We start from the raw sequence: 12565 nt of genomic DNA on the forward strand, positions 1-12565 counted from the left end.
CAATAAAGGCTTATAGCCGCCCGTCGAGCCACCCGTTTTACGGGTGGAGGCGACTTCTTCGGTGGGACAGTTTGATGATGTTTTGGGCAAGATGATGACTGAATGTAGGGCAGGAGGAGACTGTAATCGGGATGGCGTCGCCAGTAAGCGATATTTCCTTATAGAATGACTGGTCTCCGGTATTAAAAAAGCGCACTGTCTTTCGTGAGACAGTGCGCTTTTTAGTGGTGCATCAATCTTCCGGTGCCACTAACAGCTGAACGTGATTCTTTTTACAGTACTGGACGTATTTATCCGGAGCCTGTCGGTCGAGGATGATGCTGTCCAGGTCGGATAAGGAGCAGTAGGTCATGAGGGAAGTTACGTCTAATTTTGAGGAATCGATGAGCAGGTGTTTTTCTCCCGTCTTTTGGATCAATTTTTGCTTTATTTCATTTTCGGCGATAGAGGCATTGGTAGCGCCGTTTTCAATGGAGATTCCCGTAGACGCCAGGAAAATCTTTGACGTATTATAGTTGTCCAGACAGTGAAGAACGCTGGGGCCGACAAAGGACATCGATGGATAATATAAGGTGCCGCCTGTTGCAATCAGGTTGAAGGTCTTCGAATTCGAATAGGCGATGGCTGCATTGATGATGTTGACGCTGGCCGTAATGATGGTCAGATTTTTTTTATCTGCCAGGTAGGGAATCATATGGAAGGTTGTCGTCCCGGAGTCGATGAAAATGATGTCGTTGTCATTGACCAGGGAGGCGGCCATCTTGGCGGCCCGCTGCTTGTTGGATGCGTTCTTGGTTTCACGTTGGGTGAAAGGTTCGATAGAGTCGGTCTCTTTCAGGGTAATGCCTCCATAGACCTTATTGATGAGTCCTTGTTTATCTAACTCAGCAATATCACGCCGTATCGTATTTTTGGAAACGTTGAAGACGTCGCAGAGGTGATTGATGGAAAGATGATGTTCCTCTTCCAGCATTTTTTTTATACTGTTGATTCGGATGATTTTCATAAAAATCGCTGGCCTTTCTCTTAGAATTGGTGGGAAGGGATATATCCTGCCGTACTGCAAGTTTAGCATATGACAATGTAGTGTTAGCATGTAACGATGTAGTGTTAGCATGTAACAATGCAATTGTTCTGGTATCTATGATTATATCTGAAATCTAATCAAAAGACAACCATAAATGAGGCTATTTTGGTTAATTTATGATAAAAATGATGATAAGATGAACCGAAATGGAAGTGAATATCAATTAAAAGAGGGCGAAAAATGGATTTTATTATGATTTCAGAGAAATTCATGAATAACTATTGACTAGAATGTGATTAAGTGTTACATTGTGTATGTAAACAAATCCAAAACATAACCAAAACAAATAACCAATATTATCGGAGGAGATGTTATTATGTCAGACGTATTCATGATGCCCCGTACCATTATTTCCGGTCCTAATGTCATTGCTGAACTCGGTAAGCATATTCAGGGAAAAGGAACCAAAGCCCTTGTCGTTACCGACCAGATGATGGTCAAATTTGGCAATGCCGCTAAAGTAGAAGATGCTTTGAAAGCCGCAAATGTTCCCTATGCACTGTATGACGGCTGCAATACGGAACCGACGGATCTCATCGTCGACGAAGGCTTAAAGATTTATAAAGAAGAAGGCTGTGACTTCTTGGTCGCCTTAGGCGGCGGCAGCCCGATGGATACGGCAAAAGCCATTGCCATGCTCACGGCATGCCCGGGTAAGCTTCGTGATTATATGCACACCGTTATCGACATGCCGGTTCCCTTCATCGTCGCAATCCCGACGACAGCCGGTACCGGTTCGGAAGCTACCAAAAACACAATCATCGCCGACACGGAAACGAATGTAAAAATGCTTCTCGGCGGCCCGTCCTTGATTCCTGATTTAGCCGTTGTAGATCCGACCTTCACCATGACAGCACCGCCTAAAGTTACGGCTGCAACCGGGATCGATGCCCTGACTCATGTCATTGAAGCCTATACGTCTCGGAAAGCTATTCCCATGACGGATATGTTTGCCCTGTCAGCTATTAAGAAAATTCATAAAAATCTCCCGATTTGCTACAAAGATGGTAAAAATGTGGACGCTCGCATGCAGATGTCTGTGGCAGCTCTTGAAGCCGGCATTGCATTTACCAACGCTTCTGTTACAATTGTACATGGTATGAGCCGTCCGATTGGTGCTTTGTTCCACATCGCTCACGGTGTATCCAATGCAATTTTGCTCCCGTCCTGCATGGCCTTCGCTATTAAGGAAAATACAGACCGTTTTGCAACGATTGGTCGTATCATGGGCGTCGCTGATGACAACACGCCTGATGAAGAAGCTGCTCAGGCTTTCGTTACCGAAGTCGCTCGCTTCTGCAAGGAAGTCGGCATCCCGACCTTGGCTGAATTAGGCGTTGCTAAAGAAGACTTCTTCGCACAGCTTGATAAGATGGCAAGCGATGCCTTGGAAAGCGGCAGCCCGCAGAATACGATGCGCGTTCCCACCAAAGAAGACCTTATTGAAATTTACAAAACGCTGTACTAAGTTATAGGAAAGGACCCGAGGAAAATGGCATTAGTTACATTAAGAGAAGCATTGGGCTCCGTTAAAGATAATTCCTATGCAATTGGTGCGTTTAATGTATCAAACATGGAAATGGTCATGGGAGCCATTAAAGCTGCTGAAGAAATACAGACGCCGCTTATCATTCAAATTGCAGAAGGCCGGTTGAAATATTCCCCCTTGGAATTACTGGGCCCCATCATGGTGGCTGCCGGTAAGAAAACCGACATTCCCGTCGTCGTTCATTTTGACCATGGTTCAACAGTAGAAAAGATTCATCAGGCTTTGGATATCGGCTTTACGTCCGTCATGTTCGACGGTTCCAGCTATCCCTTGGAAGAAAATATCCAGAAGACTAAAGAAATTCGTCAGATGGCCGAAGCTTACGGCGCGTCCGTCGAAGCGGAAGTCGGTCACGTTGGCGGTGCGGAAGGCGACTACGAAAGCGTAGAAGTCTTAGTCACCAGCGTAGAAGAAGCCACGCGTTTTGCTGAAGAAACGCGTGTCGATGCCTTAGCCGTAGCCATCGGCACGGCTCACGGCAATTACGCTAAGAAACCGCAGCTGCACATCGACCGCTTGAAAGAAATCGCTGCCGTCGTCAAATGTCCCTTAGTACTTCATGGCGGTACGGGCCTTACGGACAGTGATTTCCGGAACTGCCTGCACAACGGAATAAAGAAGATCAATATTGCGACGGCATCGTACGACAGCGTAGCCAGCCATATCAAACAGACTGTCAGCGATAAGCCGCAGGCGAACTACTTTGACCTCAGCGATTCCGCTGTTCAAGGTGCCTATGAAAATATTAAGAAGCATATGTTAATTTTCAATCAGACGAATCGTCTATAAAGGAGAACATCATGGCAATCATTGAATTTGATCAATCAAAAAAAAGAGATATCGTTCTTATTGGCCGTGCAGCCATTGACTTTAATCCGAATGAATTAAATAGAACCCTTGACGAAGTAGAAACCTTCTCGATGTATCTTGGCGGCTCGCCGGCAAACCTGGCAGTAGGGATCAATAAATTAGGCGACAACGTCGGTTTTATCGGCTGTGTCTCCGATGACCAGTTTGGCGATTTCGCTATCAACTATTTCAAAAAACGCGGTATCGATACCAGCCAGATGACGCGGGCAAAAAACGGTGAAAACCTGGGTCTTACCTTTACGGAAATTTCCAGCCCGACGGAAAGCCGGCTCCTCATGTACCGCAACCAGGCCGCTGACCTCATGATCACGCCTCAGGACGTATCGGAAGAATACATTGCTGACAGCAAGATCCTCTTGATTTCCGGCACGGCACTGGCAGCCAGCCCTTCGCGGGAAGCTTGCTTGATCGCTCTTCGCTATGCGAAGAAACACGGCGTAAAGGTTATCTTCGATATCGACTATCGTGAATACACTTGGAAATCGAAAGAAGATACGTCTATTTACTATTCCATCGTAGCCAGCCAGAGCGACATCGTCATCGGCTCGCGTGAAGAATTTGACTTAACGGAAAATATTCCTGCTGACAGCGGTATTCCTGACCACGAAATTGCAGAAAAATACATTGCCTGCGGCAACAAAATCGTCATCATCAAACACGGCAAAAAAGGCTCCATTGCTTATACGGCTGACCAGCACGCCTATAAAGTGGAATCGTATCACATCAAATTGCTGAAATCCTTCGGCGGTGGTGATGCCTACGGTAGTGCATTTATTCACGGACTCCTGTCGGGCTGGGAAGTACCGAAGGCCCTGCAGTACGGCACAGCTCATGCGGCTATGGTCGTAGCCAGCCACAGCTGCTCCAACGCTATGCAGACAGTTCCTCAAATCGACGCATTTATGGAAGAACATAAAGATGAAAAGGTCATTACGGAATTAGATTGGAGAGACAAATTATGAGACTCGGTAAATTAGGCGAATTAAAACACGGCTATAATGAAATGACGACCCGTTACAGCGATATGATGATGGATATCGGCTACCAGGAAATGGATGCCAATGAAATCGTTGAATTTGGAGATGCTCTTCAGGAAACGGCCTTCGTCATCGTAACCGGTAAAGTTGAAATTACTTGGGACGGCAAGACGGAAGTCATGCACCGCGACTCCATTTTTGATGAAAACCCGTTCTGCCTGCACGTTCCCCATGGGAAAAAGGTCGTTATCAAGGCGCTCACCGTATCGGAAATCCTGATTCAGAAAACTGTCAACGAAAAAGACTTTGAACCTGTTTTCTATCGCCCGGCTGACGTTCAGTGCGACATCTTCGGCCAAGGTGTCTGGAATTCGACGGCAGAACGCACGGTCCGCACTATTTTCGACTATGACAATGCACCTTATTCCAACATGGTAAACGGCGAAGTCATTACCAGCCCCGGCCGCTGGTCCGGATATATTCCGCATACCCATCCGCAGCCGGAAGTATATACTTATAAATTCGATAAACCCCAGGGCTTTGGTGCCTGCTTCATCGGTGAAGACGTATTCATGATTAAGCAGAATTCCTGGTCGGAACTCTCAAGCGGCTATATGCATCCGCAGGTAGCAGCTCCGGGCTATGCTATGTGGTACAGCTGGATGATCCGCCATTTACCGAATGATCCTTGGAAAAAGACTCGTACCGATGTTCCGGAACACGTATGGCTCCTGGACAAAGACGTAAAAATTTGGGAACCTCATAAATAGAAATACTGGTTTTAAAGGAGATTAACATGGCAAATACGATTAGACTTACGGTAGCCCAGGCTCTCGTTAAGTTCCTCAATAATCAATATATTGAATTCGACGGCAAAGAAATGCCGATGTTCGAAGGTGTATTTGGTATCTTTGGTCATGGCAATGTCGTCGGTATCGGCCAGGCTTTAGAAGAAGACCCGGGCCACCTCGTAGTCCATATGGGCCGTAATGAACAGGGTATGGCTCATGCAGCAATGGGCTTTGCAAAACAGAAACGCCGTAAACAGATGTATGCCTGCACCTCTTCTGTAGGCCCCGGCGCTGCCAACATGATTGTTGCAGCTGCTACGGCTACGGCAAACTGCATTCCCGTCTTGTTCTTACCGGGCGACACCTATGCTGACCGTCAGCCCGATCCGGTACTCCAGCAGATGGAACAGCCGAGCAATTTGAGCATTACGACCAACGACGCCTTCAAGGCCGTCTGCAAATACTGGGACCGCATTACGCGTCCGGAAATCCTCATGCAGGCAGCTATCCATGCTATGCGCGTACTGGCCGATCCGGCTGAAACCGGCGCTGTATGCCTGGCTCTTCCCCAGGACGTAGAAGGGGAAGCTTACGATTATCCGGAATACTTCTTCAAAAAACGCGTTCACCATATCGACCGTCCCCGTCCGACAGAACGTGCCATCCGCGAAGCTGTTGAACTCATCAAAACGAAGAAAAAACCGATCCTTATTTTTGGCGGCGGCGTCAAATATTCCGAAGCGGAAGAAGAATTCAAAGCTTTTGCTGAAAAATTCGGCATTCCCTTTGGCGAAACCCAGGCCGGCAAAGGCACGATTGACTGGAAACATCCCCTCAATCTCGGCGGTATCGGCGAAACGGGCTGCCACGGTGCGAATACGATTGGTGCCGATGCAGACTGCGTCATCGGCGTAGGTACACGCTATACGGACTTCACGACGTCGTCCAAATGGCTCTTCCAGAATCCCGATGTCGAATACGTCAATCTCAACGTATCTAAATTCCATGCCTATAAAATGGACGGCATCCAAGTCGTTGGTGATGCCAAAGCCTGCTTGGAAGATTTGCAGGCCGCTTTGGAACAGACGGGCTGGAAAGCCGGCTATACGACAGAAGTAGCCAAAGCTAAAGCTGAAAACGACGCTGAAATCGACCGCATTTATCATTTGGAATATACCGGTAAGGACTTCGTACCGGAAGTAGATGACGATCTGGATTTTGAAAAGGTCAGTGAAGAATTTATCAAGTTGACCGGTTCGTCTCTGCCCCAGACTCGTGCCCTTGGCGTCGTCAATGAAACCATTGGTGACCAGGCTGTCGTCGTAGGTGCTTCGGGTTCCCTTCCCGGTGACCTGCAGCGTGCCTTCCGTCCGACCTGTGTTAACGGTTATCACGTAGAATATGGCTTCTCCTGCATGGGCTATGAAGTCAATGCTGCCTTAGGCGTAAAATACGCTGAACCGGAAAAAGAAGTATATGCTCTCGTCGGCGACGGCGCTTACATGATGCTTCACTCTGAATTGCCTCAGTCTATTGCAGAACATAAAAAAATCAACGTCATCGTCTTTGACAACATGACCAATGGCTGCATCAACAACCTTGAAATCGGTCACGGCCAGGGCAGCTTTGGTACGGAATTCCGCTTCCGCAATCCCGAAACGAACCAGCTTGACGGCGGCTTTGTACCTGTTGATTTCGCGATGAATGCTGCTTCCTATGGCTGCAAATCCTACACTGTTCGCAGTGCAGAAGAATTAAAGGCTGCTATTGAAGACGCTAAGAAACAGACTGTTTCGACACTGATCGATGTAAAAGTACTGCCCAAGACCATGGTTCACGGCTATGGTGACTGGTGGCGTGTCGGTGTAGCTCAGGTTTCCAAGAGCGAAAAGATCCAGGACGTATACAATAACGTAATGGTTCCGCATTTCGAAAAAGCAAGAAAATACTAATCATACATAAGGCATAAAGGGATTACCCTTTACATACATATTCAGGAGGTATTTTTATCATGGCAAATATTAAATTGGGGATTGCTCCCATTGCATGGACGAACGACGACATGCCCGATCTCGGCAAAGAAAATACATTTGAACAGTGCGTCAGTGAAATGGCTTTAGCAGGCTTTACGGGCTGCGAAGTCGGCGGCAAATATCCGAAAGATACGGCCGTTTTGAAAAAAGCCTTGGATCTTCGCGGCATGTCCATTGCCAGCGCTTGGTTCAGCTCCTTCCTTTTGACCCAGTCGTACGAACAGGTCGAAAAAGACTTCATCGCTCACTGCGAATTCTTGAAGGCTATGGGCGCTAAATTCTGCAACGTTGCAGAACAGGGCAATTCTGTACAGGGCAAATTGGATGTTCCCGTCTTTGCCGGCAAACCGGTCAATACGGAAGAACAGTGGAAACTCTTGGCTGAAGGCCTCAACAAACTCGGCGCTGTCGCTAAGAAAATCGGCCTGACCATGACCTATCATCACCACATGGGTACCGGCGTTCAGACGACGGAAGAAATCGACCGCCTCATGGACATGACCGACCCGAACCTCGTATTCCTTCTCTATGATACGGGCCATCTCGTCTGCTCCGGAGAAGATTACCTGGCAATCCTCAAAAAATATCTGCCGCGTATCCGCCACATCCATTTGAAAGACGTCCGCATGGATATCCGCAACAAGGTAAAATCCGATGACATGAGCTTCCTCGACGGCGTTCGTGCCGGCATGTTCACCGTTCCCGGCGACGGCGATATCGATTTTGAACCGATTTTTGATGTCATCAATGCCAGCGATTACGACGGCTGGTTCATCGTAGAAGCCGAACAGGATCCGGCTAAGGCTAATCCTTTGGAATATGCCATCAAAGCTCGTAAATACATCAAAGAAAAAGCTCACATTTAATGGGCAGCAGCATATTGAATACCACTTCTGACTAAACAGTAAAAGCCGTTCTTTTGAGAGCGGCTTTTGCTTTATCGGTTATAGTATGTGAATCATCAAAACGATATGGATACAAAACAAAAAACCTATGCAATACTGATTGCTACGACCTTTATATGGGGGATACAGCCTTTATGCATCAAATGGCTGGTCACGGCCTGGTCACCGGTTACGATTACGACCATGCGCTATCTCTTGATCGGTACGTTTTTACTGGGCCTGTCCATGGTACGGGGAGAAGGCTTGATTCCTAAAAAATCCTGTATCCTGCCGCTGCTGCTCATGGGGGCTACGGGGATCGGTATCAATAACGTCCTGCAGTTTACGGGGCTACAGATATCGACGGTTACCAACTGCACCTTGATTGCCGCAGCGTCTCCGGCCATTACGGCTTTTTTTGCCGCCTTCGGGATCCATGAACGCTTACCGTTTAAAGCTTGGTGCGGCATCTTCTTATCTTTTATGGGAGCTGTCCTGGTCGTCAGTCACGGTTCTTTGGACGTCATTCTGGAGGCCTCCTTTAATCGCGGCGACATCTTCTTTTTACTGGCTCAAGTCGCTTGGACAATCTACTCGATTATCGGCGTACGGGTGATGAAGCAGATGTCTCCTGTGTTAACGACGGGCTGGGCCGGGCTGAGCGGTGCGTTTATCACCATGGCCTATGGCTTCCTGACACAGGACTTTTATCCCGCCGCCCTTTCTTTTCCCCTCTCCATGGCTTTTGGCTATACCGTCATCTTTGGCGGCATCATGGCCATGCTGTTTTGGAACATCGGCGTAAAGAATGCCGGCCCCAGTCTGACGGCTATTTTCCAAAATGTGACGCCTGTCGTCGGCATGATCGGCGGATATTTCCTGTTTTCAGAACGAATCGGGATACAGGAACTCATCGGAGCAGCCTGTATTTTTATCGGCGTCTACGGGACGACGCACAGCAAATAACGACAGAACATATCTCAAAACTCTTACAAAAGTCGGCAGATTTTTGTAAGAGTTTTTTTGACGGGAGTTTTAGTATATAATGGACATGAAATCGTTCATAGGGAGGTCTGTATATGGCAGTCGTCTTGCCTGTCGTTTCTTCAACCTTTGCACCGCATACGAAACCGATGCTGGTAACCATTTATGAGGCTCCCGGCTATATTACGCAGTTGCCGCGGACCATGCATCGTCATGAGGATATATTGGAAATCATTTTGGTCCATCAGGGCCAGGGGATATACAGCGTCGATGGGAAAAAATATACCATAGAAAAAGGGGACATCCTCATCATTGACAGCGGCACCGTTCATGATGAATCGGCCTTGTCTCAATCCGATTTGTCCATCGGATCCTGCGGCGTGACCGAGCTCCACATTCCGGGACTTGCGAAAAATCATTTGTTGAAGCCCCATCAGTCACCCTTGCTTAAAACCGGCGATATGTTCCTGCCCCTGTCACAGATGATGAAATCGATGTACGCCTATACGACCGGTTCTTCCTGTGTTTCGGCCGAGGCAGCCAATTATTTGCTGCAGGCCTTTATCGTCACGGTGTATCAATTGCTGCAGCAGCGGCAGGAAGGGGAGGAAAATAAAGAGGACAACGAATTAGCCCGTCAAATAAAGGCTTACGTCGACGAACACTATATGGAATCGATTACCCTGGCCAAGTTGGCAGCGCAATTCCACGTCAGCCCGTCCTATGTGACCCGGGTCTATAAAAAAGTATACGGTTATGCCGTCATGCAGTACATCCTGCGGCGGCGCATCGGGGAAGCGCAGACCTTGATTATTGATACGGACTTGTCCCTGACCGAAATTGCGTCCCGCGTCGGTTACAGCAGCAGCAGCTATTTCCACGACATGTTTTTGAAAATGACGGGAATTTCACCGCGGCGATATCGGGAAATTTATCGGTCTTTATAAGCAGTACAAGATAGTGGAAGTTTTCTGCAACACGCTCCAAAATATGTTCAGAACCGAACAAAAAACCAGAAGTTTTTTGTTCGGTTTTTTTATATAATCACATCATCAAGAGAAACAGATAAGATAACGCATGAGGAGGTACTTATGACCATACATATTACAGGCGCTCCCTGCTGCTGGGGCGTAGACGACGTAAAAAATCCGTACTTGCCGGCGTGGCAGACCGTTTTGAAAGAAGCCGGTCAGGCCGGATACAAAGCTGTCGAATTAGGACCTTACGGCTATTTACCGCTCGATATAGACGTCTTGAGCCGGGAGCTTGAAAAAAACGGTATTTCCATCGTGGCCGGCACGATTTTTGACGATCTGTTGTCCGAAGAAAACTATCCGGCCGTATTGAAGCAGGTCGATGACATCTGCGGCCTGATTACGAAACTGCCCGAGCTTCCGATGGAAGACGGCCAGCACGTTAAGACCCCTTATTTGACGGTCATGGACTGGGGGCATGATGAACGCGATTATGCTGCCGGCCATCCCGATACGGCACCTCGCTTGAATGATGAAGACTGGCAGCGCATGATGAATCACATCCGGGGCATCTGTGAAAAGGCAGCTTCTTGGAATGTGCGCCCGGTCATTCATCCCCATGCCGGCGGCTACATTGAATTTGCCGATGAAATCGAAAAGGTCGTCGGCGACATTCCCTACGAATTAGGCGGCCTTTGCCTCGATACGGGCCATCTGCAGTATTCCAAGATGGATCCCGTTACCTGGCTGCGCAAATATGCCGACCGCATCGACTATATTCATTTTAAAGACATCAATGAAGACGTATACCGCCAGGTGATGGGGGAACACATTCGCTTTTTCGAAGCCTGTGCTAAAGGGGCTATGTGCCCGATCGGCACGGGAATGCTCGATTATCCGGCGATTTACGAAGTTCTGACGAAAGAACTTCATTATGCCGGCTATATTACGGTTGAACAAGAACGGGACCCGCGCAATGCGGCAACCAGCCTTCGCGACGTAAAAGCCAGCTGTGATTACTTACATGGATTAGGATTTGACTGACAGCATAGATAGGGGGAAACACGAATGATTAATGGAGAAAAAGTATTAGACCATCCCATTCGCTGGGCCATGGTAGGCGGCGGCAGAGGCAGCCAGATTGGATATATTCACCGCAGTGCGGCCCTTCGCGATGCATCGTTTCAGCTCGTTGCCGGAGCCTTCGATATTGACCCGCAGCGGGGAAAAGATTTCGGCGTATCCTTAGGCGTAGACGAAAACCGCTGCTATACGGACTATAAGACGATGCTGCAGGAAGAAGCTAAACGGCCGGACGGTATCGAAGCCGTAACCATTGCCGTTCCCAACGGCCTTCATTACGAAGTCTGCAAAGCCGTATTGGAAGCAGGTCTGCATGCCGTCTGTGAAAAGCCCTTGTGCTTTACGACGGCCCAAGCCGAAGAACTCGTGAAATTAGCCGATGAAAAAGGCTTAGTCGTCGGCGTCACCTATGGCTATGCCGGCCATCAGCTCATTGAACAGGCGCGGCAAATGGTGCTGCACGGTGATTTAGGCGACATCCGCCTGGTAAAGATGCAGTTCCCCTTTGGCGCCTATAATACGGCTGTGGAAGAAACGAACAGTGCTGCTAAATGGCGCATGGATCCGACAAAAGCCGGCCCGTCCTTTGTCTTAGGCGACGTCGGGACTCATCCCTTATTTTTGGCTGAAGCCATGATTCCTGATTTTAAAATCAAGAATCTCATGTGCACGACCAAGTCCTTCATCCCGACGCGTAAGTTGGAAGACAATGCTTTCGTCATCATGAATCTCGAAGGCGGCGGCCAGGCGACTTGCTGGGCTTCTGCGATTAACTGCGGTGCCCTTCACGGCCAGAAAGTACGTATTGTCGGTTCTAAAGCTTCCTTGGAATGGTATGATGAACGGCCGAATCAGCTTTCTTATGAAATTGAAGGCCAGCCGGTCCAGATTTTGGAACGGGGCGGTGCCTATTTGTACGAAGAAGCGCGGGAAGAAGACCGGATTTCCGGCGGCCATACGGAAGGTTTGTTTGATGCCTGGGCCAACTTATACCGCCGCTTTGCCATGGCTATGGAAGCGGCTAATCAAGGTCGTGCTTATGCCCATTGGTATCCCGATGTCCATGCCGGTGCTGAAGGCGTGAAATGGGTTGAAAAATGTGTTGAATCGGCTAAACAAGGTGCCGTTTGGATTGATTACTAAGAGGAGGAATATACCATGAAAATTGCCTTTGACGTAGACGTGTTGGCTAAACAGATGAGCATCAACGATATGGTCCATAAAGTTGCTGATTGGGGCTATAAGTATATCGAACAGTCGCCTCATCCGCGGATCAACCCCTTTTATAAGCACCCCCTCTTTTCGGAAGAATGCGAAGCGGAATACCGCAAGG

The 12565-nt window shown here is 48.3% G+C and carries 11 protein-coding genes and 1 pseudogene; 11 read left to right on the forward strand and 1 reads right to left on the reverse strand.

Features of this window, described 5'->3' with window-relative positions; all coding sequences use genetic code 11:
• Positions 1–232: 232 nt before the first annotated feature.
• Complete coding sequence (locus QZQ46_RS10245) at positions 233–1006, reverse strand: DeoR/GlpR family DNA-binding transcription regulator (RefSeq protein WP_296829664.1); 774 nt, start codon at positions 1004–1006, stop codon at positions 233–235.
• Positions 1007–1403: 397 nt separating this feature from the next.
• Here QZQ46_RS10245 and QZQ46_RS10250 point away from each other — a divergent pair, with 397 nt between their 5' ends.
• The 11 genes and pseudogenes from QZQ46_RS10250 to QZQ46_RS10615 all read left to right on the forward strand — a co-directional run.
• Positions 1404–2555 carry an iron-containing alcohol dehydrogenase gene (locus QZQ46_RS10250; RefSeq protein ID WP_296829667.1) on the forward strand — a complete coding sequence of 384 codons (1152 nt, stop codon included), beginning with the start codon at positions 1404–1406 and terminating at the stop codon, positions 2553–2555.
• 24 nt (positions 2556–2579) lie between these two features.
• Positions 2580–3425: a class II fructose-bisphosphate aldolase gene (locus tag QZQ46_RS10255; RefSeq protein ID WP_296829669.1), complete on the forward strand. Its 846-nt coding sequence runs from the start codon at positions 2580–2582 to the stop codon at positions 3423–3425.
• Between the two features lie 11 nt (positions 3426–3436).
• The gene (iolC, locus tag QZQ46_RS10260; RefSeq protein ID WP_296829672.1) at positions 3437–4468 is read left to right on the forward strand and encodes a 5-dehydro-2-deoxygluconokinase; all 1032 of its coding nucleotides are present in this window, start codon (positions 3437–3439) and stop codon (positions 4466–4468) included.
• Entirely contained in the window at positions 4465–5253 is a 789-nt protein-coding gene (locus QZQ46_RS10265) for a 5-deoxy-glucuronate isomerase (protein ID WP_296829674.1), read from the forward strand. Before iolC ends, QZQ46_RS10265 begins: the two co-directional genes overlap by 4 nt.
• A gap of 26 nt (positions 5254–5279) precedes the next feature.
• The gene (gene iolD, locus QZQ46_RS10270; protein WP_296829678.1) at positions 5280–7226 is read left to right on the forward strand and encodes a 3D-(3,5/4)-trihydroxycyclohexane-1,2-dione acylhydrolase (decyclizing); all 1947 of its coding nucleotides are present in this window, start codon (positions 5280–5282) and stop codon (positions 7224–7226) included.
• Positions 7227–7285: 59 nt separating this feature from the next.
• On the forward strand, positions 7286–8173 hold the full coding sequence (gene iolE / locus QZQ46_RS10275; RefSeq protein ID WP_296829681.1) for a myo-inosose-2 dehydratase: 888 nt from the start codon (positions 7286–7288) through the stop codon (positions 8171–8173).
• A gap of 105 nt (positions 8174–8278) precedes the next feature.
• Positions 8279–9157 carry a DMT family transporter gene (locus QZQ46_RS10280; protein WP_296829684.1) on the forward strand — a complete coding sequence of 293 codons (879 nt, stop codon included), beginning with the start codon at positions 8279–8281 and terminating at the stop codon, positions 9155–9157.
• 113 nt (positions 9158–9270) lie between these two features.
• Positions 9271–10122: an AraC family transcriptional regulator gene (locus QZQ46_RS10285; protein WP_296829687.1), complete on the forward strand. Its 852-nt coding sequence runs from the start codon at positions 9271–9273 to the stop codon at positions 10120–10122.
• A gap of 144 nt (positions 10123–10266) precedes the next feature.
• Positions 10267–11193 carry a TIM barrel protein gene (locus QZQ46_RS10290; protein WP_296829689.1) on the forward strand — a complete coding sequence of 309 codons (927 nt, stop codon included), beginning with the start codon at positions 10267–10269 and terminating at the stop codon, positions 11191–11193.
• Positions 11194–11217: 24 nt separating this feature from the next.
• Complete coding sequence (locus QZQ46_RS10295; protein ID WP_296829692.1) at positions 11218–12375, forward strand: Gfo/Idh/MocA family protein; 1158 nt, start codon at positions 11218–11220, stop codon at positions 12373–12375.
• 15 nt (positions 12376–12390) lie between these two features.
• Positions 12391–12565 (forward strand): annotated as a pseudogene (locus tag QZQ46_RS10615) (sugar phosphate isomerase/epimerase); the annotation flags it as partial.

This window comes from uncultured Megasphaera sp. (assembly GCF_900539295.1).
Taxonomy (GTDB): Bacteria; Bacillota; Negativicutes; order Veillonellales; family Megasphaeraceae; genus Megasphaera.